The organism is Paenibacillus sp. FSL H7-0942 (genome assembly GCF_045040715.1).
In the GTDB taxonomy this organism is placed as follows: Bacteria; Bacillota; Bacilli; order Paenibacillales; family Paenibacillaceae; genus Paenibacillus; species Paenibacillus amylolyticus.
Genome location: NZ_CP150279.1, coordinates 1,967,988 through 1,992,197 on the forward strand (window position 1 = coordinate 1,967,988; position 24,210 = coordinate 1,992,197).

General features: G+C 46.8%; 17 protein-coding genes and 1 tRNA gene. 15 read left to right on the plus strand and 3 right to left on the minus strand.

Annotated elements, in window-relative coordinates; translation table 11 throughout:
- The first annotated feature begins 62 nt into the window (after window positions 1–62).
- The 10 genes from MHI48_RS08980 (at window position 63) to MHI48_RS09025 (ending at window position 16,385) form a co-directional block, all read left to right on the plus strand.
- Window positions 63–1,028: a MoxR family ATPase gene (locus MHI48_RS08980; RefSeq protein WP_036669762.1), complete on the plus strand. Its 966-nt coding sequence runs from the start codon at window positions 63–65 to the stop codon at window positions 1,026–1,028.
- 4 nt (window positions 1,029–1,032) lie between these two features.
- Window positions 1,033–2,148, plus strand: a complete 1,116-nt coding sequence (locus MHI48_RS08985; protein ID WP_036669763.1) for a DUF58 domain-containing protein — start codon at window positions 1,033–1,035, stop codon at window positions 2,146–2,148.
- Entirely contained in the window at window positions 2,145–3,458 is a 1,314-nt protein-coding gene (locus tag MHI48_RS08990) for a DUF4129 domain-containing protein (protein ID WP_036669764.1), read from the plus strand. The genes MHI48_RS08985 and MHI48_RS08990 overlap by 4 nt, the downstream gene beginning before the upstream one ends.
- An 83-nt stretch (window positions 3,459–3,541) precedes the next feature.
- Window positions 3,542–4,498, plus strand: a complete 957-nt coding sequence (locus MHI48_RS08995) for an aldolase catalytic domain-containing protein (protein WP_036610133.1) — start codon at window positions 3,542–3,544, stop codon at window positions 4,496–4,498.
- Window positions 4,499–4,787: 289 nt separating this feature from the next.
- Complete coding sequence (locus MHI48_RS09000; RefSeq protein ID WP_036669765.1) at window positions 4,788–6,914, plus strand: EAL domain-containing protein; 2,127 nt, start codon at window positions 4,788–4,790, stop codon at window positions 6,912–6,914.
- Between the two features lie 160 nt (window positions 6,915–7,074).
- A tRNA-Gly gene (locus MHI48_RS09005) sits at window positions 7,075–7,145 on the plus strand.
- 519 nt (window positions 7,146–7,664) lie between these two features.
- The gene (gene abc-f, locus MHI48_RS09010; RefSeq protein ID WP_036669766.1) at window positions 7,665–9,557 is read left to right on the plus strand and encodes a ribosomal protection-like ABC-F family protein; all 1,893 of its coding nucleotides are present in this window, start codon (window positions 7,665–7,667) and stop codon (window positions 9,555–9,557) included.
- 410 nt (window positions 9,558–9,967) lie between these two features.
- Window positions 9,968–11,002, plus strand: a complete 1,035-nt coding sequence (gene pheS, locus MHI48_RS09015; protein ID WP_036669769.1) for a phenylalanine--tRNA ligase subunit alpha — start codon at window positions 9,968–9,970, stop codon at window positions 11,000–11,002.
- Window positions 11,003–11,084: 82 nt separating this feature from the next.
- Complete coding sequence (gene pheT, locus MHI48_RS09020) at window positions 11,085–13,538, plus strand: phenylalanine--tRNA ligase subunit beta (protein ID WP_036669772.1); 2,454 nt, start codon at window positions 11,085–11,087, stop codon at window positions 13,536–13,538.
- A gap of 138 nt (window positions 13,539–13,676) precedes the next feature.
- A complete protein-coding gene (locus tag MHI48_RS09025) occupies window positions 13,677–16,385 on the plus strand; it encodes a hypothetical protein (protein WP_036669775.1) in 2,709 nt (902 codons plus the stop codon).
- Between the two features lie 104 nt (window positions 16,386–16,489).
- Here the strand turns inward: MHI48_RS09025 and MHI48_RS09030 are convergent, their stop codons facing one another.
- Entirely contained in the window at window positions 16,490–16,885 is a 396-nt protein-coding gene (locus tag MHI48_RS09030) for a cytochrome C oxidase subunit II (protein ID WP_373461337.1), read from the minus strand.
- 217 nt (window positions 16,886–17,102) lie between these two features.
- On the minus strand, window positions 17,103–17,462 hold the full coding sequence (locus MHI48_RS09035) for a phage holin family protein (RefSeq protein ID WP_036610114.1): 360 nt from the start codon (window positions 17,460–17,462) through the stop codon (window positions 17,103–17,105).
- Window positions 17,463–17,650: 188 nt separating this feature from the next.
- On the opposite strand from MHI48_RS09035, the gene MHI48_RS09040 reads away from it, so the two are divergent.
- The 4 genes from MHI48_RS09040 (at window position 17,651) to MHI48_RS09055 (ending at window position 22,537) form a co-directional block, all read left to right on the plus strand.
- Complete coding sequence (locus MHI48_RS09040; RefSeq protein WP_036669790.1) at window positions 17,651–20,017, plus strand: endonuclease MutS2; 2,367 nt, start codon at window positions 17,651–17,653, stop codon at window positions 20,015–20,017.
- A gap of 37 nt (window positions 20,018–20,054) precedes the next feature.
- A complete protein-coding gene (locus MHI48_RS09045) occupies window positions 20,055–20,507 on the plus strand; it encodes a DUF350 domain-containing protein (protein WP_081745925.1) in 453 nt (150 codons plus the stop codon).
- 119 nt (window positions 20,508–20,626) lie between these two features.
- The gene (locus tag MHI48_RS09050) at window positions 20,627–21,193 is read left to right on the plus strand and encodes a hypothetical protein (RefSeq protein ID WP_036669791.1); all 567 of its coding nucleotides are present in this window, start codon (window positions 20,627–20,629) and stop codon (window positions 21,191–21,193) included.
- Between the two features lie 129 nt (window positions 21,194–21,322).
- Complete coding sequence (locus MHI48_RS09055; RefSeq protein ID WP_036669793.1) at window positions 21,323–22,537, plus strand: MFS transporter; 1,215 nt, start codon at window positions 21,323–21,325, stop codon at window positions 22,535–22,537.
- A gap of 95 nt (window positions 22,538–22,632) precedes the next feature.
- On the opposite strand, the gene MHI48_RS09060 is transcribed toward MHI48_RS09055, so the two are convergent.
- Window positions 22,633–23,853, minus strand: a complete 1,221-nt coding sequence (locus MHI48_RS09060) for an FAD-binding oxidoreductase (RefSeq protein ID WP_036669794.1) — start codon at window positions 23,851–23,853, stop codon at window positions 22,633–22,635.
- 97 nt (window positions 23,854–23,950) lie between these two features.
- On the opposite strand from MHI48_RS09060, the gene MHI48_RS09065 reads away from it, so the two are divergent.
- Window positions 23,951–24,187, plus strand: a complete 237-nt coding sequence (locus MHI48_RS09065; RefSeq protein WP_036610100.1) for a hypothetical protein — start codon at window positions 23,951–23,953, stop codon at window positions 24,185–24,187.
- Window positions 24,188–24,210: the final 23 nt, after the last annotated feature.

The following is a 24,210-nucleotide window of genomic DNA, read 5'->3' on the forward strand; positions in this document are numbered from 1 at the left end:
AACGGTTATAGTTAGTAATGAATGCGAATACATAAGCTCCATAACGGAAGGATGAGATGCAGATGGAAATCCAAGGAATGGAACGAATGAATCAACAACTGATGGATCACGTGGGAAAAGTGATTGTGGGAAAAGAGCATACGATAGAGCTGGTGATGACAGCGATCATAGCGTCAGGACATGTGCTGCTGGAGGATGTACCGGGTACTGGGAAAACGATGCTTGCCAAATCGGTAGCCTCTTCATTGGACTGCACATTCCAACGGATACAGTTTACACCGGACTTGCTGCCCTCGGACTTAACAGGGATTCATTTTTTTAATCAAAAAGAAGGGGATTTTGAATTCCGACCCGGCCCCTTGTTTGCCAATCTTGTACTAGCTGATGAGATTAACCGGGCTACACCGCGTACACAATCAAGCTTGCTGGAGTGTATGGAAGAACGCCAGATCAGTATCGACGGTTCAACGAGACAGTTGGAACGGCCATTCATCGTTATCGCCACCCAGAATCCTGTAGATAACCAGGGAACTTTTCCGCTACCTGAAGCGCAGATGGATCGTTTTATGATGAAAATTCGCATGGGTTATCCAAGCAGTGAAGAGAGTGTAGAAATTTTGAGACGTACGGTAGCCAGTCGTTCTGTTGATGATCTCTCGGCAGTGATCAGTCGTGAAGAACTTTTGAAGGCGCAGGATACGTATAAAACAGTGCAAATCAACGAAGATCTGCTACGATATATCATTCAGTTAACCGAAGCGACAAGGCAACATCCAGAGCTCTCGCTTGGCGTAAGTCCACGAGGGGCCCAGGCATTACTCAAGGCAAGTCAGGCATGGGCTGCACTGCATGGCAGAGACTTTGTTTTGCCTGATGATATTAAAGCACTGGCGGGACCTGTGCTGGCGCACCGACTGGTATTCCGTAACCGGATCAGACAACAAGAGGGCTTGGCTGAGCGTATCATCCAGGAACTTCTGAATCAGACAGAAGTGCCTACGGAGAATCTCGCTACAAGCGGGCGTTAATCTTATGGCATTATTATGGCTTGTCCTTGTTGGAGGCATTGTCGTTGTTATACATGGTGTGTGGTTTGGACGACCTGCACTGCGAAAGCTCAGGTACAGCAGACAATTCAGCAAGCTGCGTTGTTACGCTGGAGATGAACTTGAGATGGTGGAGACGATATCGAATGAGAAACGAGTCTCCGTACCGTGGCTCAGACTTGAATCGATGATGCCAGTGTCGTTTGTATTTCGTTCCGGCTCAGGTATGGATATTAGTCAAGGCGAAATCTATCAGAACCATAAGAGTATTTTTACGTTAAAACCGTTTACTCGTATTACGCGCAAGCATCCTTTCACATGTACTCAGCGTGGAATTTATCCATTAAATACAGCAACGATGACAGGTGGGGATCTCTTTGGCGTGTGGCGTTCCACCAAACCGATTCCTTTGCAAATGTCTATGATTGTGTATCCCTCATTAGTGAATGCAGAGGATCTTCCTGCAATTTATCAGGTTTGGCAGGGAGAAGTTGAAGTATCACGATGGATCGTTGAAGATCCTTTCTTGATTCTGGGTGTTCGGCCTTATGGCGCAGGCGACCCCATGAATCGTATTCACTGGAAAGCGAGTGCACGTACAGGTGAATTACAAGTCTACAAGCAGGGATGGACGGCTGATCCGCAATCCTGGATTGTAGTCAATATTCAGGAATCTGCAGATATGTGGAGTGTTGTTACTCGACCGGAAAAGATTGAGCGGGCACTTCGTTACGCTGCCACAGCTGCAGTGGATGCCATCGGTAGAGGGTTGCCGGCAGGTTTCGCCCATAATGGTTATCATGTGGGTGGAGGCCGCGATACACTTCGGATTGAACCGGATTATGGCACGCCCCATCTGGAACGGTTACTGGAAGCTATGGCTGAGACAGAGTTGAAATGCATGGTGCCCATGGAGCAATTCCTGAATGATGAAGTACGTCTGAATGAAGAAGCACAGCAAATCCGCAGTTATCTGCTGATTACATCCTATGTATCTGCCGCTATGGAGCACGAGATTGCACGTCTGCACGAACAAGGACATCGTGTAACGATTCTCCCGGTAGAGGACGTGAAGGGTAATACGAAGGCGGTGAGTGCATGAGGAACAGACCGGTAGTGACGACCACAGGACTCATAACAATGCTTGCCGTCTTGATGGCTGGCATATACCTTTTTCCGATATTTACGCTTGCTTCATTCTACGCAATGGAACATTTGCCGTACACATTATTCATCCTGGTTGTTCTTGTAGGTTGGTTAGGACAATTCATTCAGCATAAAATTCCAGGTTTTAGCGAGAAAAGTACACTCATTCGTGGACTAGCGGCACTCGTCATAGGATTTCTCTTCGCACTCGTTGTTGGGTTGAGCCTTATTCTCCCGTTGCCGGATATCATCACATTGGTACTGTGTGGAGTCATCTCGGCTTATGCAGGTCTGACCCTCCAGCCAGTCTTTCATTCTGTATTGTTATGGCGCTTGCAGATTATGGGTGTAATCAGTGCAATCGTGCTTATGATTGCTTCGAATTCGTTGGAATTCATGCAGCCGATACAAACCTATACCCTATGGATCTATATTGCGGGAGTGATCAGCTTTGCCTTTTGGCTGGTTGGACGATATATGCTGCAACTGGATCAGGCAATACTCAATGACGGCAAGAGAAGATTGGTATTAAGAGATTTTGCACGTGCGAATCATCAGCGGTTCATGTGGATGTTTATTGTTATCGTCGCGATTGGTGCTTTCCCAAGTCTGGCTGCCTGGCTGGGACCGCTACGTGATCGCTTGCTTGCATGGATCAGGGGATGGTTTGGTCCGATTTCCGGCGAGGAGCCACGATTACCAATGGACAACCCCAATCAGCAGTTAAATATACCGAATGACTGGAGAGAGCCGCCATCCGAGCCCTCAGTCTTCTGGAACATCCTCGGATGGGTAGTGATGTGTGCTGTAGCAGGAGTAATTCTGTGGCTGCTTCTGAGGTTGGGACAAAAAACGATAAACAGACTTATGGACCGATTCAAGGGGATGTTACAACCAGGTGAAAAGAAGGCAGAACCACGGACGGAGTATATCGATGTCAGTGAGACGCTTGATGCGCCAGCAAAAGTCCGAAAGAATTGGTTTCGCAAGAAAGAGGCGCCACCTGCACAGGATGCCGAACGTGTTCGGTATTACTATCGGACTTGGATTGAAAGAGCCGCTCATCGAGGCGTGGAAATACAGCGGACACACACTCCGCTGGAGGCTGCACAGACCATTATTCAGAATGGTATGAAGGTAGAAGAAGATGAGCTGTCTGCGAGACTGCCAGATACGTATAATGCCGTCCGTTATGGAGAGAAATCTCCCGATCGTTCCGATATGGTTGAGATTGACCGAATCTGGAGATCTTATCGAAGTAAATAAGTCCGGAATCCCTTTACTTTTCTTGTCACGTTCAAGTATCATGAGAGGAATACACAAGTTGGTCAGAAAAGGAGCAGACATTAATGAAGACAAATCATTGCAAAATTGTAGATTGTACGATCCGTGATGGCGGATTGGTGAATAATTGGGACTTTAGCGTGGACTTTGTTCAACAGCTATATGCTGGATTGAATGAAGCTGGCGTTGATTATATGGAAATTGGATATAAGAACTCTCCAAAGTTGCTTAAAGGTGCCGAGGAAGCAGGACCATGGCGTTTCCTGAACGATGATTTCCTGCGTAAAGTTATTCCTCAAAAAGGCAATACCAAACTGTCTGCACTGGTTGACGTTGGGCGTGTGGACGAAAATGATATCTTGCCTCGCAGTGAGAGCATGCTGGATCTGATCCGGGTTGCCTGCTACAGCAAAGATGTAGACAAGGCACTTGCACTGGTTCAAACATTCCATGATCGTGGATATGAAACTACACTTAATATTATGGCACTCTCCAATGTTATGGAGAATGAATTGCTGGAAGCATTTGAATTGATCAAAGAAAGCGCTGTGGATGTTGTTTACATTGTAGACTCCTACGGTAGCTTGGACCATAATGATGTGAAATATCTGGTAGAGAAGTTCAAGACTCACTTGCCTAACAAACGTCTTGGTGTTCACACACATAATAATATGCAACTTGCGTTTTCTAACACATTGGTTGCGGCAGAACTTGGCGTCGAACTGCTTGATGCTTCTGTGTATGGTATGGGACGTGCGGCAGGAAACTGTCCAACCGAATTGCTCGTAGCTCATCTGAAAGGAACAAAATACAATCTGCGTCCAGTACTTGGTGTGTTGGAACAGTTGATGGTTCCACTCAGAGAAAAAGAAGAATGGGGTTACATTCTGCCTTACATGATTACAGGCGCGTTGGACGAGCATCCACGTTCAGCAATGGCGATTCGCTCATCGGAAGACAAGGATAAGGTTGTTGATTTCTATGATAAATTAACAACACCAGAAGTGAATTTTGAGAAGTAATATAGTCTGAAATACAGTTGCAAAATAGGAAAACATGGACTCTAACTGGAGATCCATGTTTTTTTAGTTCTTAATGCCTTGTTTTTCTATATATTTGTGAATAAATATTCCTAGGAGTAACTATTTTTTAGTTCACGTATACAAAATTAAATGTTATTATGTACCAGATAGCATGTGTATGCATGTGAATTGAACGTTGGTTAATATGTTTTTTGTCGAATCGTGTAGTAAGTTGTTAAGTTTGGTTAATGTAATTCAGGATAGGTGATCCCGGGAAGGAAAACACGGCATGAAGGTTAATCTGCAAGATCAGAGAAAAATAATTTGGGTCGCTGTGGGCGGCTTATTATGTTTCCTCGCAAGTCAATGGTTTCGTTCTTCTTCAAGCTCTGATCTGATCATATCGGGTTACCCGGTTTTGACACTCTTGGGTGGATTTGCTGCGGTAGCGGCTTGTATCGGCATCTATAATCAAAGCTGGTTGTTTCGGACACAGAAGCTAACGCTTCGGAGGACATTATTGACAACACTCTTTTTATTGATTGGACTATTTGAACTGGTTCATATCGTTTCATTTGCAGAAGAGATTCCAAATGGAGCCATGATGGAATCGGAGTTTTCCTTAATGATGTCAACCATGGGATCTTTGGTATGTTCCGTAGGTTTACTGCTCGTGTATACCTTAAATGAGAAAGAGTTTGCATTACCACGCAAATTCTTACTGTTAAGTGGGACATTGGGTACCTTTGTTATTTTGTACATACTGGCTATTCAGGAATGGAGCATGTTGCCGAGTATGCTTGATGGGGAAGTGCTTGGTGGTATCTTCACTCGAGTTCATCTTATGGTTGGATTGCTCTATGGCATTATTGCAGTTCTTTTGTTTGTACAATGGAAAAAAACCAAAGACAGTGATTTACCAACCATTCTATGTGGCATTCTGTGTTTCTTTTTTGGTGAATGTTATTTTGTTTCAGCAACTGGGGTGAACGATCTCAATCTGTTATTAGGATTGCTGAGTAATTGTATGGCATATTTTTTCATCCAAAAAGGACTGTATACGTCCGTAGTGGACACACCTTTCCTGCAACAGCAGGTCGCGGAAGCCAAGATGAACTATATTGCTCATCATGATGATGTAACGGGACTTCCAAACCGTCGTCGCCTTTCACAGCAGCTGAAAAAGATGATGGATGACGCCGTGGTGCAGGAACAGCTTGTTGGTGTATTGGTCCTGAATATTAATCGGTTCAAAACCATAAATGATTCGCTTGGACAGCAAGCAGCTAACCGTGTTTTGCGTCAGGTAGGTCAACGACTGAAACAATTGTCCCTTCCAGGAGAAGAAGTCTTTGGATTGGGAAGAGATGAGTTTGCATTAACGATGACAGATTTCAGTTCAACCGATATAGCGTTGCGTCGGACAAGATCCATTTTGCAACTTTTTGAGAAGCCCGTCTTGGTTGATGGCAATGAGTATCATCTGACACTTGGAATTGGGATGGCCATTTTCCCACATGATGGGGAGTCACCACTGGAGATTATTCAGAATGCCGATACGGCTTTGCACAGTGCAAAGGAACAAGGAATGGAACTGAATCGTTTTGCCCATGCGATGCAGATGAAGGCACAGGAGCGTTTGCAGCTTGAGAATGATCTGCGCAAGGCGTTGGATCGAGGTCAGTTCTACCTGGTCTACCAGCCGCAGGTTAATCTGCAAAGTGGGCTAATCGTTGGCATGGAAGCCTTGGTGCGTTGGCAGCATCCGCAACGAGGCTCGGTATCTCCGGCGGACTTTATTCCTCTGGCAGAAGAGAGTGGGCTCATTGTGCCACTTGGAGAATGGGTGCTTCGTGAAGCGTGTGCACAGAACAAACAGTGGCAGGAAGCCGGTTATCGTAAACTGTGTGTTTCGGTGAATCTGTCGATGAGACAATTCAGGCACTCCCATTTGTTGGACAATATCAATGGCATTCTCAAAGAGACGGGACTAGAGCCTGTATGGCTTGAACTGGAGATTACAGAGAGCATGACATTTGATAAAGACCGGTCATTCGAACAGTTGCGCAAAATCAAAGAAATTGGTGTGCATATCAGTATTGATGATTTTGGAACGGGATACAGCTCGTTGCACTATCTGAAGGATCTGCCGATTGATCGGCTTAAGATTGACCGTTCATTTGTGAATGAAGTCATGGAGGACAGCAATAACGCAGCGATCGTATCTACCATCACCTCAATGGCGCATCATTTACAACTGAAAGTCACAGCTGAGGGTGTGGAGAACGAAGATCAGATGGTCTTTCTTCGCAATCAACACTGTCACGAGGCTCAGGGTTATTTCTTCAGCAAACCGATTAAAGCCGCTGAATTTGAAAAGAAGTTTTTGAGAGATGTGGATAAGCCTACAGGATAGGGAACAGCGGGGGCGCGAGGGTGCTCCTGCTTTTTTTTGATGGATGCGTAATGAAAAAAATGGAAAATATGACTTGCATGCTATAGAGGATCATGGTATATTATTATTTGTAAAATCACTGTTAAATTCCTAAGGAACTTAACAATAAATCTTCAATCATGCGGGTGTAGTTCAATGGTAGAACTTTAGCCTTCCAAGCTAATAGCGTGGGTTCGATTCCCATCACCCGCTTAATGAAGCAGTACCGGAGTCCTTGCGATGCAGGGGCTTTTTCTATTGCGCTAAAGGAAATCCCGTGGTAACAGCGATCAGAAGATTGTTCTATTTTAGGAGTGGCGAGTAAGTAAGTATTCTTTAGTTTAAATTATGTACCCTTTGCTTTTTTACAATGTTCTGGTACAATAACGGAGAAATTGATACTACACATGAATGAGAGGTAACCATACGTCCCATGAAGTAAAACACATGAATTGAACCCCAGTTAACTGCAGACGGTTTTATGACGCAGTCAGCCAGAGCGGCTGAGCAATGAGGGGATTCGTGTGTCCAAATTCAGCTATGGGAAAAGGTATGGAGCAAGTAAGCCATTGAGGTTTACGTGTACCCTGTATTTTGGGTTTCTTTGTTCATGCCGTAGCTTACCTTAGATCTGTCTTTGAATGCTTGATCCAACCCTGAATTGCCAAACCGCCGGCTGATGCCAGCGGTTTTTTTTGTTCAGCAAAAAGGATGCAGGAAGGATGAGGCCTCATGATGACATTGGTACGCTTACATGAAGTATCAAAAGAGTGGAACGGTATTGAATTGTTTACAGGATTGAATTTGGAGATTAATGAGGGCGAACGACTCGCCATTTTGGGTCGCAACGGATGCGGCAAGACAACGTTGTTACGTATCATTTTGGGTGAGGAGCATGGTGGTGGACGGATTGAACGTCATATCCCTCAGCAGGAATGGGGGTTCATGCGCCAGCGATCGGAGATTGAGACCGGGATGAATGTACTGGATGCGGTCCGTCGTGAGAGCGGTCAGATCTATGAAGTGAAACGGAACTTGGAAGAACTGGAACAACGGTTGAGCATGAGCACTGAAGCGGATGAAGAGTTGCTTGCAGCTTATACACAAGTGATGGAGCAATATGAACAGTTGAACGGTTATATGTGGGAGACTGAGGTAGAGAAAGTACTGACTCGCCTTGGATTATCCGCAGAGCATTGGAATAGACTCTATCATTCCTTGAGTGGTGGACAAAAAACAAAGGCTCGTTTGGCGGGGCTACTTGTCAGCAAACCCAAATTCCTGATCCTGGATGAACCGACGAATCATCTGGATGAGGGAAGCATGCGCTGGCTGGAAGAGTGGTTATCCTCATATGAAGGTACGCTGTTATTTGTATCACACGATCGTACGTTTATTGATCAGGTAGCAACAGGAGTCATTGAGTTCAGTCCAGATGCCCTGACCAAATACAAGGGAGGTTACTCCGACTACAAGATCCACAAAGAGCGTGAATTACGCGAACAGGAAACGATCTACCGCAGGCAGGAATTGGAACGTAAGGCGTTGGAAGAAACGATTCGAAATTATCAGGAATGGTTCCATAAAGCGCATAATTCGGCGACTGATGTGGAGGTGAAGATCACCCAGAGTTTCTACAAAGCCAAAGCCAACAAAAATATTTCACGTTACCATGCGAAACAAAAACAGCTGGAACGTTTAGAGCGGGAACGGGTGGATAAACCTCGTGAAGCTGCAAAGTTGAACATGGAATTACAGATGAATCCACTGGCTGCACGCCAGCTGCTTGCGCTGGAAGAGGTGAGTTTTTCATATACGGGAGACAAATCATTGCTACGCAATCTTCGAATTACTGTGGAACGCGGAGATCGGCTTGCTGTACGAGGTCCTAATGGAACCGGCAAGACAACACTGCTGAAATTGATGATTGGTGAACTGGAACCTTCGCAAGGCAAGGTCACCCGGCATCCACAGCTGAAAATCGGTTACTTTTCACAGGAGCTGGAAGGGCTTCCCGAAAATCTGACGCTGCTGGACAGCTTGCTTACTCTTCCATCCATGACACAAAGTGCGGCACGTACCATTCTGGGATGTTTCCTATTTTCCAGAGATGATGTATTCAAGCGCATTGGGGATTTGAGCATGGGGGAAAAGTGCAGAGTGGCATTTCTGAGACTGTACTTTGGCGGAGCCAATCTGCTGGTGCTGGACGAACCGACGAATTATCTGGACATTGATACCCAGGAAGTCATGGAGAATGTATTAAAACAGGCTTCAGGTGCTTTGGTGCTTGTATCCCATGACCGGATGCTGACGAAGTCACTTGCGAATCGGTTATGCGATCTGGAGGCTGGTGGCACAGCAACTCTGTTTGAAGGAGGTGTGTCGGATTGGGAGCAGTCCACCAAACTTCGGGAGGTGGCGCTGGAGACCCGGGAATCCGATGACGAGCGGTTACGATTGGAGATGCGCCTATCGGAGTTGCTGTCTCCTGTGAGCACTGCTGGAAAAGACAGTCTGACACAGCCCGAGCATTCGAATGAGCGAGCAGTCGAGGCAGCTGAGATTCGCGAAATCCAGCAGCGCCTGAAACAATTGAAAGATAAAGGTGCAAGCATAAATTAGAATATGGACGGCTTGCTATTTCGATCTATTTTGCATATAATTATGAACGATCATCGATGATTACATCGATATAGGTAAACTAAGCAAACGTGATGATGGAGATAAGTAAGCAGTGCCTCTGGACAGGGAGGAAGCGCCTTAGATTGAGAGCGTTTCTGTAGAACAAGGTTGCCGAAATTCACTCCGAAGCGGTTCCCTGAACCTGTTTGTGTGCAGACACAGAGGCAACAGTAGGGGCAAACGGTTAACGGTCGTTATTCCGTACAAAGTGAGACAGAACCAGTTGCAGGCCAGAAGGGCCACGCAGCAATGGATGTCTAACAAGGGTGGTACCACGGTCTTTTCGTCCCTTCAGGGGAGAGAAGGCCTTTTTTTGTTGCAAAAACACCACAAAAAGGGGGCAATTACACATGAAAGAACGTTTAGAGGCATTGAAGATCGAAGCGCTGGAGCAGTTGTCTAGTGTGAATGATCCGCAGACGCTCGGTGATCTGCGTGTAAAGTATTTGGGGAAAAAGGGTGCATTAACTGAGATTTTGCGTGGTATGGGTGCGCTTAGTGCGGAGGAACGTCCAGTTATTGGTCAAGTAGCCAATGATGTTCGGGCTGCCATTGAGGAAGTCATCGACAGCAAGCAGGATCAGTTCCAGAAGGAAGAGACGGCGAAGCGTCTGCAATCCGAGAAAATTGATGTGACTCTGCCAGGACGTCGTGGACGTCAAGGCGGACTGCATCCACTGACCAAAGTGGTACAGGAGATCGAAGATATTTTCATCGGTATGGGATACCGCGTAGCGGAAGGTCCTGAAGTCGAAATGGATTATTACAACTTTGAAGCATTGAATCTGCCGAAGAATCACCCGGCGCGCGATATGCAGGATTCTTTCTATGTTACCGAAGACTTGTTGATGCGTACCCATACATCTCCGGTTCAAGTACGTACCATGCAGAGCATGAAGGGCGAGGTGCCTGTCAAAGTCATCTGTCCAGGTAAAGTATACCGCCGTGATGATGACGATGCGACACACTCTTTCCAATTCAACCAGGTTGAAGGTTTGGTCATCAGCGAAAACATTCGTATGAGCGATCTGAAAGGAACCCTGTTGCAATTCGTACGCGAAATGTTCGGTTCCCACACAGAAATTCGTCTGCGTCCAAGCTTCTTCCCGTTCACAGAGCCAAGTGCGGAAGTGGATGTAACTTGTGTACAATGTGGCGGCAGCGGCTGTCGCGTATGTAAGCAAACAGGCTGGCTTGAAATTTTGGGCGGCGGTATGGTTCACCCGAAAGTACTGGAGATGGGTGGATACGATCCGGAGAAATACAGTGGCTTCGCATTTGGTATGGGCGTAGAACGTATCGCGATGCTGAAGTATGGAGTCGATGATATCCGTCATTTCTACAATAGCGATCTGACCTTCCTGAAGCAATTTGGACGGCTGTAACTTTAAGACAAGAAAGATTAACCATATAGAGCAAGCGAATGAACCGGGAACACCAATTTATAGATGAAGGAAGTGAACGTCCATGAGAGTATCGACAGATTGGCTGTCTGATTATATTTCCCTTGAAGGTGTGACGCCACAGGAATTGGCAGAGAAAATCACCCGTGCGGGTGTCGAAATTGATGTAGTGGAGAACCGCAACAAGGGCGTGAATAAAGTTGTTGTAGGTTATGTGAAGAGCAAGGAGAAACACCCGGATGCAGACAAACTTAATGTATGTGTCATCGATGCTGGTCAGGAAGAAGATCTGCAGATCGTGTGTGGTGCGAAAAATGTGGATGCAGGCCAAAAAGTAGTCGTAGCCCTGGTTGGAGCGAAGCTCCCTGGTGGATTGGATATCAAAAAAGCCAAACTGCGCGGTGTTGTCTCCCTTGGCATGATCTGTTCCGCCAAAGAGCTGGGCATGAACGATAAATTGTTGCCGAAAGATCAGCAGGAAGGTATTCTCGTTCTGCCGGAACAAACAGAGGTTGGCACGCCAATCAGCCAGGTTCTTGGTCTTGACGATCATGTTCTTGAACTGGACCTGACACCGAACCGTTCCGACTGTCTCAGCATGCGTGGTGCAGCTTATGAAGTGGGTGCCATCCTGGGTCGTGAAGTGAAGCTGCCAAGTCCCAAAGACCAACTGGTTGAAATTGGTGATGCAGCCGCGAATCATATCTCTGTAGAGATCAAGGCACAGGAGCAATGCATTCACTATGCAGCTCGTTATGTAACCGGCATTAAGCTGGGTGCTTCCCCGCTGTGGATGCAAAACCGTCTCATGGCGGCAGGTGTTCGCCCAATCAATAACATCGTTGATATCACGAACTATGTCATGCTGGAATACGGTCAACCGCTACATGCATTCGATGCGGATAAGCTGGAAAAGGGCCATATTGAAGTGCGGATGGCCAACGAAGGCGAAACGATTGTTACGCTGGATGGACAGGAGCGCAAGCTGGAGCCGCACATGTTGCTCATCACGGACGGCGTGAAACCTGTAGCCATCGCTGGGGTTATGGGTGGCGAGAATTCCGAGGTATCGGAAGGTACGGTGAATCTGTTGCTGGAGTCCGCCAAGTTCGACGGCGGAACCGTTCGGAAAACGTCGCGCCAACTGGGGCTACGTTCCGAAGCAAGCATGCGTTTTGAGAAGGAAGTAGACCCGGGTGCGGTCATTACGGCTTTGGATCGTGCGGCTGAACTGATTCAGCGTTATGCTGAAGGTGAAGTGCACCAGGGAATCGTGGAAGCTGGAGCAGAAGCTGCGGAGAAACGTGTAATTCAATTGTCGCTGAACAGACTGAATCGTTATCTGGGAACTGATCTGTCTTTGCTTGAGGTAAAAACGATCTTCGCTCGCTTGCACTTTGCATGTGGTGATGCTGATCAAGGATTGCTGGATGTGGAAGTGCCAACACGCAGAGGGGATATTACGCTCGATGTAGACTTGTTTGAAGAGATTGCACGCCTGTACGGATACGACAACATTCCAACCACATGGATTGAAGGACCGACGACTCCAGGGGCATATACACGCTCTCAAGCAATGCGCCGCACGATTCGTGGATTGCTCTCAGGCAGTGGTTGGCAGGAAATGATCAGTTACTCCTTTGTACACCCGGATAAAGCGACATTGTTCCCGGCATTGACACAAGGCAGTAAAGCCGTGAAACTCGCGATGCCTATGAGTGAGGACCGCAGTGTGCTTCGTACGAGTATTTTGCCGCAAATGCTGGATGCAGCGGTGTATAACATGAACCGTAAACAGGATTCACTGGCTGTATTTGAAGTGGGCAATGTGTTCTTCACTGAAGAAGATCAGTTGACCAAACAACCACATGAGATTCCGGTACTGGGCTTGCTGCTCACCGGGAATCGTGCAAGCCAGCAGTGGAATGTTGGAGCGGAGAAAGTAGACTTCTTCGATCTGAAAGGTGCTCTTGAGCATCTGTTCGCCTATGTGGGGCTTGAACAACGCATTCGCTTGGTAGCAAACAGCCCTGAAGGATTCCATCCGGGACGTTCCGCATCGGTTTACCTGGAAGGTAAGGATGGCGGGGAAGGCACATTGATCGGTACATTGGGTCAATTGCATCCGGAACTGCAACAGCAGTATGATCTGAATGATGTGTACATCGCAGAGATTGCACTTGAATCGATCTACAATGAAGCAGACGCTGACATTCGTTATCGTGAACTTCCGCGTTTCCCAGCCATGGAACGTGATATCGCGGTTGTTGTGAATGAGGATATTGAAGCGGGAGATATGCTGCGCGCCATTCGTGAATCGGCGGGTGAATGGTTACAAACTGTACAGGTGTTCGATGTGTTTACTGGTAGTAAACTGGGTGAAAACAAGAAAAGCGTGGCGATGGCACTGGTATACCGGAATCGTGAACGTACACTGACCGATGAGGAAGTTACTGAAGTTCACGCCCGTGTAGTGGCTCGTCTGGAAGAGCAATTCGGAGCGGAATTGCGTAAATAGGACAAAAGAAGATTTTTTGAACAAAGATTAGCAGGAATTGTTTGAAGTCACATCGAATCCTTAGCATTAGAGGATCGATGTGACTTTTTTGTGATTACAGCTTAGAATCAACATACAGACTTGAAGGAGGGCACAACTGTGACTACACCTGATCGTACACGCGTCACCGTAGAGATCTACGGGACTTCCTATAAACTGGTTGGCAGCAGTGCCGACTATATGAAACAAGTAGCTAACCTGGTAGATGAGCGTATGGGCGCGATCTCCAAGCAAAATTCCCGTCTGGATACTCCGCGTATTGCGGTACTGGCGGCTGTACATATGGCTGAACAGTCTCTTCAGACTCAGGAAATCCGTAATGAACTGAAGATGCTCACTGGAGAACGTACAGAACTGAGAAACGAATTGAATCGGTTAAACGCCATACAAAATGAACATCAACAAGAATTGGAACGGCGTGACCAGGCTCTTGCTGATTTGCAACAGCTGAAGATTGAAGCAGAGCAGGCGTTGCAAAAGTCCGAATCGGACAAAAATTCAGAGATAGCCAAGTTGAATAAGCTGCTGGAGCAAGAACGCGCTCAAGCAACGGAGCGAGTGCAGAAATTGCAGGCCCAAGCGACGGCACAACTGAAGGAAGCAGAAGCCAAGGGAACGAAACAGCTGAAGGAAATGGAAGAGAAAGCGGCTAACCAGCTTAAAAATGCACAGGCACAGGCTGCTTCCCAGCTCAAAGAAGCTCAGAACCGTTCTGCAGCCGAATTGCAGCAGGCGCAGGCCAAAGCTGCGGCGCAATATAAAGACCTGCAGGACAAGACTGCAGCTCAATTAAAAGAAGCCGAAAGCCGTGCCGTTGCAGAACGTCAACAGATTGAAGCCAAGGCTGCGCAGCAGGTTCAGACAGCCAAGGAAGAAGCCGAGTCGGCCATTTTGTCCGAGTTGGAGCAGGCAGAGAGCAATCTGAAGAAAGCTCAGGAAGAAGCAGCGTTGCAATATAACGAACTTCAGCAACAGATGGAACTTCGTCTTCAACAGGCTGAAGAAAAAGCGCTGCAACAGACACAAGAGCTCACGGATCAGGCGAATCAGGAACGGGCTGACTTGCAGGAACAAGCGGAGCAGAAGCGCCTGACTGAGATAAATCAGTTGAATGCGGAGTTCAAGGCGTTATCCGAGCAGTTGGAACTCGAATGGATGGAGAAAGAAGCAGCCCTCGAGGAACAATTGCAGCAAGCCAAGGAAGCAGCAGCGTCCCAGGCAAAAGAAGCCGAAGCTGCGGCAGAGGCCTTATTGCAAGAAGAACAGGGCAAGCTCAAGCAGCAACTTGAGGACCAACGTAAACAGGCGGAGACTCGACTATTAGATGTCGAAGAGCAATTAGAAGAAGTAATGACCCAGCTCATCAGTGCACAGGACATGGTTGCAGAGCAAGAACAGCAGCTTCAGCACGAGCGTGGTCAATTGGAATCGTTACGTCATGAGCATGGGGTCCGTAAACAGGAGCAGGAAGTTCAGACGCGCCGTATTACGGAACTGGAGCAACAACTGGAGCAGTTGAAAGAGGACCGTTCCCAGTTGCAGGAGCTTCTGCGTGAAACGGAACAGGCTGCCCAGCAATCCCGTGATTCACAGGAACAATGGAAGCAGAAGTATAATGAAACTGTGGATAGAGAAACCTCTCTCACAGCACAGCTACGCAAACTTCAGGAGCAACATGCACAGCTTGAACAGGAAGCCCAAAAGCTTCGTGAGGCTGAAGTGAAGTCGGAAGAGGAACAGCGCAGACTGCAAAAAGTGCTTGAACAGGCTCATGCTGCGGTGCGTACATTGCAGAATGAGATCGGCACACTTACGGAACGTGAGCAGTCCTTGAAGGATCTTGCTGAGCAGCGATTGGCTGAGATCGGAGACCTGGAGAATCAGATTCTTGAAGTTGCTGAACAAAATGAAACGTTGGAGTCTGGTGTGCAATCCCTTCATGATGAATTGTCCGTGGTGAAGGAAGAGTCTCGTTTCAACCATGAAGAGGCTGTGCAATACCAGAAGGATGCAGAGCTTTTGGAAGAGAAACGCAATCAGCTTGAAGTTGAGCTAAATGTTGTTCGGGAAGAGCTGAACCGACTTCAGGATAACTATAAACAAATCCGTAACGATTACAGTGATGCATTACAACGGGAAGAGAATTACAGTTCCAAGCTGGATGAATTGAGCAAGGAGAAACAAGAGATTGTGAGCGCACTTGAAGAATCGAGACAGTCTTCGGCTAAACTTTCCGAGCGCTACTCGGAGCAAGAGAGCCGGCTAGCCCAGACTGAGGAAGAAGCGTTGGAGTGGCAGATCAAACACGAAGAACTGTCAACCAAACAGAACGAGTTGGCATCCCGTCTGGAGCAGTTGACAAGACGTGAAGAAGAACTTCGCTCAAGCGTTGAACAAGCAGAGCAGAACGACCGGGTATGGCAACGCCGTGCAGATGAATGGGCGGCTCAGGAACAATCATGGCAGGAACGCTGGGCTACACTTGAGAATGAACTGACGGTTTGGAAGAGAGAAAGTGCTGCAAGTAGTGAGTTGCTGGAGGGACTGGAGCAAGAACGACAGCAGCTGGACAAGTTACGTGCAGAAGCGACCCAAGAGAAAGAGATCATGGAAACTGAACTGCTTGAGATGGGGGAGCGTTACGAACTAGCGGCCAATCAATTACGTTTGTTACAGGTTGAACGTGAAATGGAGCAGGAGAAGGCAGAGCAGCTGAACACGGAATATCGTCAGTTGCATGATGAATATACGAAATTGCAGACGGAATATAACGAATGGATTGAATTGATTGAACAGGACCAGACCTAGCGGAATGAATGCAGCAGAACTGGCTCGTGGGCAACGTACTCTGGTACAATTTGTTATACTAAAGAAGGAGCTCCCGTCGCTGCGGGGGCTCCTTGTCTTGAATACTATTCTTCAACGATAATTTTGGAGATCATGCTGCTGTGTCCTGAACCACAGAAGACAGAACAGGACATTTCAAACTCACCAACTTTGTCCGGGGTTATGACTTTGGAGCTATTTCTGGTATCCAGTTGAAGATTCAGCTCAGGCACAAGAATACCGTGATTTCCGTTTTCATTTTTATAAACAATGTTAACGGGAACGCCTTTTTTAAGATGGTACTCAGGTTGATCGAATTCATAGTTACTTGCCTTGATGACCAATTCTTCACTGGCTGTAACTCCAGCATCAGCATCGGATCCATTGCTGCCAGATTCTGCGGACTGTTTTGCTCCTCCACATGCAGTGAGGACCAGAATTAACATACAGGCAGCAAGCCATGTTATGCCTTTCTTCATCATGTGCCTCCTTAAAGCGTGATATGGATAAAATTTGAATGATTGCTCCAGTCATCATACCGCAATATGTGGATGCCTGTACACGCTGCGTATGTCGTTTTTTTGAAAATTGTACGTGTACGGCAGAGCGTGTGTACTGCCCGAATGAAATAAACCCCTTCCGGCACAGGGCCTTCAGAGGTTTAGGAGAATACATGGGGACGTTAGGGTGAAGTGGAGATTAACTTTTGGAGCTTCGTCCGGCATCAAAAGGGGTGGATACCGGGATGAAGAGATCGATAATCCCGATAACCAGCGCAGCGAGAATGGCACCGAGCAGGCTGACTTCAACATGATCTACAACATATTGACCAAGCCAAATCACCAGTGCGCTAACGATAAATCCGACAATACCGCGACCAAACGGGTTGACTCTTTTGCCGAAGATACCTTCAACGATCCAGCCGAGCAGGGCAATGACAAGAGCAAGCAACAGAGCGCTCCAGAAGCCACCAACGGCGAATCCGGGAACGATCCAGCTGACCACCATTAATACAATTGCAGCGATGACAAATCGCACGACATGTCCCAGGAAATTCATGGTGTTTACCTCCTTTTATTCGGATTGAACTGAGCAGGGCAACTCCAAGGGGGATGGAGAGGTTGCACAATCCTGACACCTGTAGTTTGTGGTGTTATGGTTGAAGTTATGTGTGGAAGGATTCGTTAAATAGCGTAAGAAAGTTTCTTTCGTTATAATACAGATATAGTTTGGAAGGAGTTGTACACTTGGACACGAAAATTTTACACACACTGGAATATCGCAAAATTTTAAATACATTGCTTAGCTTTGCCCAGACGACCATGGGAAAAAAGAAAGCGGAGCAACTTGAACCAAGCAGTGAACTTGAAGAAGTGAAGCGGTTGCTGCAGCAAACCGATGAAGCCTTCACATTTGATCGCTTGAAAGGCTCACCGTCGTTTGGGGGAATTGTAGATATTACGGTTTCCATCAAACGTGCTGAAATTGGAGGCACACTTAACCCTCACGAACTTTTGGGAATATCCAATACAACCTTTGCAGCGCGGCGATTGAAACGTCAGATTGGTACTTTGCATGAAGATGAGCCCATCGAATCATTGTTCTATATCAGTGATCAACTGTCAGAGCAAAAAACGCTTGAGGATGCCATCAAAATCTGTATTGACGATAATGCAGAGGTTGCCGACAGTGCAAGCGTAACGTTGGCGCAGATTCGTCGTGAGCTGCGAGGCGGAGAAGCGCGGATTCGCGAAAAACTGGATTCCATGATTCGATCCTCTACCGTATCCAAGATGCTTCAGGATCAGCTCATCACCATCAGAGGAGACCGTTTTGTGATCCCGGTGAAAGCTGAATATCGTTCGTACTTTGGCGGGATTGTACACGATCAATCCGGTTCGGGTGCGACATTGTTCATTGAGCCGGAATCCATTGTTGCAATGAACAACAAATTACGCGAAACCCGGATTCGGGAAGAACGCGAAATAGAAATTATTTTGCAGAAATTGACGGCACTTGTCAGTGAGCAGGGAGAGTGGCTGTTGTATGATGTCGACTTGCTGGGATCACTTGATTTTATCTTTGCCAAAGCACGTCTGGCTCGTGAACTGAAAGCAACATTGCCTCGCATGAATGACCGCGGGTTCCTGAAGCTCAAGAAAGGCCGTCATCCACTGATTCCAATTGAAAACGTGGTACCAATTGACATAGAGTTGGGCAATGATTATACATCCATTATCGTGACAGGTCCCAATACGGGTGGTAAAACGGTAACGCTCAAAACAATTGGATTGCTGAGTCTGATGGCCATGTCCGGTTTATTTGTTCCGGCTGAGGATGGCAGTCAGTTATGTGTATTTGATGCGATCTATGCAGACATTGGGGACGAGCAGAGTATCGAGCAGAATCTGAGTACTTTCTCCAGTCATATGACCAACATCATTCGCATTCTGAAAAACATGACACCAAAAAGTTTGGTATTACTCGATGAACTTGGCGCAGGGACAGATCCGGCTGAAGGTTCCGCACTGGCAATCTCCATGCTTGAGCATATGCACCGGACGGGATGTCGCATGGTTGCAACCACTCACTACAGTGAACTGAAAGCATACGCATATGAGCGTAAAGGTGTCATTAATGCCAGCATGGAATTTGACATCAACACACTGAGTCCAACCTATCGCCTTCTGGTGGGTGTACCTGGACGAAGTAATGCATTTGCCATTGCAGAGCGACTGGGACTGCCGGGTTACATTCTCGACTACGCCCGTGGCGAAGTGAAGGAAGAGGATCAACGGATTGAGCACATGATTGCTTCTCTTGAAGAGAACCGTCTTACGGCCGAACAAGAGCGTGAGAAGGCAGAGAGCTTGCGCCAGGATATGGAGAAATTACGCAGTCGTCATCAGACCGAACTGGAGAAGCTGGAACAACAGCGTGATCGCCGGATTGAAAAAGCAGAAGAAGATGCACGTAGCATTGTGGACAAGGCTCGCGCGGAAGCGGAGAAGATTATAGCAGATCTTCGCCTGTTGGCTATGGAAGAAGGTGCTTCTGTGAAGGAGCACAAACTCATTGCTGCCCGCAAACAGCTGGACGAGGCTGAACCGGAGAAACGCAGAAAAACGGTCAAGAAGACGGCAACAGCGCCGAAGACTCGTGCTATCGGTCCTGGTGATGAAGTGCTTGTCTACAGTTTGAATCAAAAAGGCCATGTTGTAGAGATGGCGGGTAGCAAAGACGCTATGGTACAACTGGGGATTATGAAAATGAAAGTATCCCTGGATGACTTGGAACTGCAGCAATCGGCTCCCGCAGCCAAACCAAAGCAAAAACCGGTAACGGGTATGAAGCGCACACGTGATGATAATGTAAAAAGTGAATTGGATCTGCGTGGTACCAACCTGGAAGAAGCCCTGATGGAGACAGACCGGTTCATTGATGAAGCTTTCCTTGCCAACCTGGGCCAAGTTTATATTATTCACGGTAAAGGTACAGGAATTTTACGTTCCGGTATTCAGGATTACCTGCGTAAGCATAAACATATTAAAAGCTACCGGCTGGGCAATTACGGAGAAGGCGGGAACGGTGTGACCGTCGCAGAATTGGAATAGCCGGTCCATGAATCAATGATATTCTGTGACCTTATTCATGAAGGTCGCAGATGGGAGAGGGGAACGGTGCGTGATAGAAAGCATTGACCAATTGCTGTCTCATCCCTTGGGGATGGTACTCGGTTTTTTCTCGGTAGCGATTATGGAGCTGCTCGTATTTCTGGCTTGCTTCGAACTGGTGACCAAGTATAAATGCTGGACGGAGATCAAGAAGGGCAATGTGGCCGTTGCGATGGCTACAGGAGGTAAGATCTTCGGGATCTGCAACGTATTGCGGTTCTGCATACAAGCGAAATCTTCGGTATATGAAGCCATGACATGGTCATTCGTAGGGTTTATCCTTCTGCTCATTGCCTACTTTTTGTTCGAATTCCTGACACCCGTGTTCTCCATTGACAAGGAGATCGAATCGGATAACCGAGCTGTCGGATTGATATCCATGATTATTTCAGTCTCGCTGTCGTTTGTTATTGGCGCGAGCATTATCTAGGGGGACCAGTCATGAAGATATTGATACGGATTCTGTTTGCGGCATCGATCGTGTTTTTTGCCATCGGTGTCATCTATGTAATGAATACATGATTATATGAAAGAGAAAGGTTGATCAATATGGAAACAACAGTATGCCCTTGGTGTCAGACGGAGATTGTATGGGATGAGGAACTCGGTCCTGAAGAAGAGTGTCCTTATTGTCACAATGAGTTAAAAGGATACCGTACACTCAACATTAACATCGATGATGAAGAGAACGATGAAGCTGAGGACGACATCTATGATGTAGACGATGTAACGAACGAGAAACAGACTACGGATCTTTCAGATCTGTGGGGGGATGAAGTCGAACTCAAATTGCCGGAGTTGCGAACGTTAACCAAATACGCGGATGAAGGTAATGATCTCATTCAGTATGAACAAGGTGTACAGAAGCAACTTGATCATCAGGAAGAAGTACCAGAGTGCCCGAATTGCCGGGAATTCATGATTCTCGCAGGTACACAAGCTGCAACGCAGGATAACTTCACACCAGTTGCTAACGCAGCTTCAGGCGAAGGGTCACTATTGGCATCACCGTTTAAAGTATTGACCTATGTATGCTCTGGATGTTTCCAAGTTCAATACAGTCTGTCTGAGGAAGATCGTCTGCGTCTGATCAAGAACCTGAGTACGCAGGAATAAACATTTCGGAGATTCTAACCAATTTCATAGCAATCCTGAAGATTCATCATGTTTTCCTCTTGCTTGGGGCACGTTAACCCTAAGACCTACCTGTACATAGTTCACTTCAGGTGGATGAAGGAGGAGCAGATGAAGATTACTTTAGGCCGACAATCCATTCTGCTTTTGGGCGTGAATGGATTGTTTGCGTTAGCCGGAGCGTTGTCGGGAACCTTTTTGAATGTGTTTCTGTGGAAAAGCCGTCCGGATTATGCCATGTTGGGGTGGTTCACTCTCAGCCAGCAACTGGCCATTGGACTGACATTCTGGCTTGCTGGCAAATGGGTCAAGGAACACAATAAAATGAGTGCACTACGACTAGGTACTGCGCTGTCTGGCATATTTTATATGATAGTCCTCTGGGCTGGTTCCAAAGCTGTAGACTGGATATGGCCTCTGGGTATGCTACTGGGTTGTTCCTTGGGGCTATTCTGGATTGCATTTAATGTTGTGTATTTTGAAATAACGGATCGGGCAAACAGGGATTTATTCAATGGCTGGGTCGGGTTACTTGGTTCGATGACAGGAATTATAGGTCCATGGTTCTCCGGTCTGATTATTACTCGCATGACAGACAACACAGGATATCGGCTCATCTTCACGGTATCACTCGTTATTTATGTCATAGCAGTAGTTTTTAGTTTTTTTCTGAAAAAAAGAAAGGTGAGCGGTACATACCGCTGGTCGGAACCTTGGATACAGCTATCCAAGCGGGATAGTCCCTGGAGGACCTTAGGCTTGGGTTTGTTCGCTCAGGGTGCACGTGAAGGTGTCTTTGCCTTCCTGATTGCACTGCTTGTATATTTGGCTACCGCACAGGAGTACAAATTGGGGCAGTTCTCACTCATCACTTCTGCTGTGGCACTAGTAAGTTATTGGGCAGCCGGGAAATGGTTTAAACCACAGTATAGATCAAAAGGCATGTTCATTGGAGCCCTCATTCTGCTCGTTGTGCTTCTTCCTCTTCTCTGGAAAGTGACCTATGGTACGCTGTTAATCATGGGGATTGGGAGTGCTGTTGCGATGCCGTTATATGTATTACCGATGATATCAGCGGGATTCGACATGATGGGCACAAGTGGCGAAAATGTGGAGAAAAGGGTTGAACTTGTCGTTTTGAGAGAGTTATGCCTGATGCTTGGCAGACTATGTGGGTTGACCATATTTATTGTGACAGTCTTAAATGCTCCGTCTCTACGCATGTTAACCTGGCTTATTATTGTCCTCGGTGCTTCTCCGCTAATTGGATGGATCTTTATGCGCAAGTTATTGAACCGAACGGAAGGGCAAGAGCCCTCGGCTTAGCAGGCTTCCCAATATATAAACAGGGTACAGCGGCGGGAAAAGAGAACTTTCCGTGTGCTGTACCCTATTTGTAGTTGTATTGATTCAGTTGTTGGTTATACAGGAGATGGTTTACTTGTACGTGTGAGAGAGAACAGATCCATATCAGGGTTTTGTTTGCCAGTAATAGCATCCACAATTAAGGAAGCAGCAATCATGCTGTATACGGTTCCGTTACCTCCATATCCTTCTACAAAATATGAATGCGGATAATCGGGATGTGTACCGATCAGGGGGAGGCCATCATTCGTATTACCAAACACAGCGCCCCAGGCATAATCGACTTCAAGATCATCTAAAGGGAAATAGGAACGGACCTCTTCCAGGAGTGTATCTCCCCGGTGTTTTGAACGTATTTCACGTTGATCTTCTCGAGGTGTTTCTTCATCCAAACCGCCTGCGATGATTCTTCCGTCCGGTGTTGTTCGCATATACAAATATGGGCGAGCTGTCTCCCAAATCATGCTGTGTTCAAACCATTCACTAAGATCAGACAACGGTTTGGTAGCAATCGCGTAGGTCGTTTTCAGATAGGCTCCGCGATCCTTTTTGATGTCCTGTGTCTCGTAACCGGCAGCAAATATGACTTTCTTGGCACGGATTTTACCGTTGGCAGTGTGGCAGACTACACCATCTTCATCGTATTCACAGTGTATCATCTCCGTCTGACCATAGATTCGAGCGCCACGCTTATTGGCGGATTCAAACAAGGCATGAACAAAACGATAGGGGTTCACTTCCGCATCTCCCATGGTGTACAGTGCAGCGGGTTTGCTGAAGGGGAAATGCTGGCTTATTTTGTTGGCATCCCACAGTTCAGCTTCAAAACCATAACGCTTCAAGGTCTGATATTCTTCCTCCAATAGGGCCACATCATCTTCACTGCTCGCAAAACAAAGACTTGTTCGTGGGATAAACCAAGGGTCTGTATCCAGGCTGTCTGCAATTTGAGCAAGTTGTTTCATGGCTTCACGACAAAGCTCATAAAAACGTACGCCTTTTGCTTCACCAAAAGTGTGGATACATGAGGTTAGTGTCTTGTCATTGGTGTATTGTAAAAGACCTGTATTGGCAGAACTGCTGCCGTTGGCAATGTCTCGCTTATCAATCACAACAGTGTTAACACCCTGTTCCGTGAGTAGTTTAGATGTCAATGCGCCCCCCATGCCCCCACCAATGATGAGGCAGTCACAAGAGATGTCTTCTTGCAGAGCAGAATAATTAAATGTTGAATTGAAAGTGGAGGGCCAGAAAGGTGTGCCATAGACCAGATCCATTAGAAACATCTCCTTTATAATTTAAATTTGTATACTTTTGTGTGACCGGGTTAACAATAATTGCGCATAAACTTTATGCCGAGGAGGCCATCGAAACATGCAGAATCATACTATGCAAGCGCTGAGTCCCAAGGAATTGAACTACATTGCGGACTCTATCACCAATGAAGAACTGCTGATTAAGCAGTGTGCAGCCACAGCTTCCATCACACATAATCCACAAATTCAACAAGCTCTGAATCACTATGTTCGCTCACATGAACAACATCTGAACACGCTTGTCAATGCACTGCAGCAACATCAGTCTCTTGCACCGGCGCAAGTCAGTAATTGAAGACAACTCTAACTGTATAGGAG

What these genes read in the sequence shown, in the direction of transcription:
- MHI48_RS09000 (WP_036669765.1), top strand. Translation starts at nt 4,788, where the DNA reads ATGAAGGTTAATCTGCAAGATCAGAGAAAAATAATTTGGGTCGCTGTG.
- MHI48_RS09030 (WP_373461337.1), bottom strand. Translation starts at nt 16,885, where the DNA reads ATGATGAAGAAAGGCATAACATGGCTTGCTGCCTGTATGTTAATTCTG.
- MHI48_RS08990 (WP_036669764.1), top strand. Translation starts at nt 2,145, where the DNA reads ATGAGGAACAGACCGGTAGTGACGACCACAGGACTCATAACAATGCTT.
- MHI48_RS09055 (WP_036669793.1), top strand. Translation starts at nt 21,323, where the DNA reads ATGAAGATTACTTTAGGCCGACAATCCATTCTGCTTTTGGGCGTGAAT.
- MHI48_RS09060 (WP_036669794.1), bottom strand. Translation starts at nt 23,853, where the DNA reads ATGGATCTGGTCTATGGCACACCTTTCTGGCCCTCCACTTTCAATTCA.
- pheS (WP_036669769.1), top strand. Translation starts at nt 9,968, where the DNA reads ATGAAAGAACGTTTAGAGGCATTGAAGATCGAAGCGCTGGAGCAGTTG.
- pheT (WP_036669772.1), top strand. Translation starts at nt 11,085, where the DNA reads ATGAGAGTATCGACAGATTGGCTGTCTGATTATATTTCCCTTGAAGGT.
- MHI48_RS08995 (WP_036610133.1), top strand. Translation starts at nt 3,542, where the DNA reads ATGAAGACAAATCATTGCAAAATTGTAGATTGTACGATCCGTGATGGC.
- MHI48_RS09065 (WP_036610100.1), top strand. Translation starts at nt 23,951, where the DNA reads ATGCAGAATCATACTATGCAAGCGCTGAGTCCCAAGGAATTGAACTAC.
- MHI48_RS09050 (WP_036669791.1), top strand. Translation starts at nt 20,627, where the DNA reads ATGGAAACAACAGTATGCCCTTGGTGTCAGACGGAGATTGTATGGGAT.
- abc-f (WP_036669766.1), top strand. Translation starts at nt 7,665, where the DNA reads ATGATGACATTGGTACGCTTACATGAAGTATCAAAAGAGTGGAACGGT.
- MHI48_RS09045 (WP_081745925.1), top strand. Translation starts at nt 20,055, where the DNA reads ATGAAGGTCGCAGATGGGAGAGGGGAACGGTGCGTGATAGAAAGCATT.
- MHI48_RS09035 (WP_036610114.1), bottom strand. Translation starts at nt 17,462, where the DNA reads ATGAATTTCCTGGGACATGTCGTGCGATTTGTCATCGCTGCAATTGTA.
- MHI48_RS08985 (WP_036669763.1), top strand. Translation starts at nt 1,033, where the DNA reads ATGGCATTATTATGGCTTGTCCTTGTTGGAGGCATTGTCGTTGTTATA.
- MHI48_RS08980 (WP_036669762.1), top strand. Translation starts at nt 63, where the DNA reads ATGGAAATCCAAGGAATGGAACGAATGAATCAACAACTGATGGATCAC.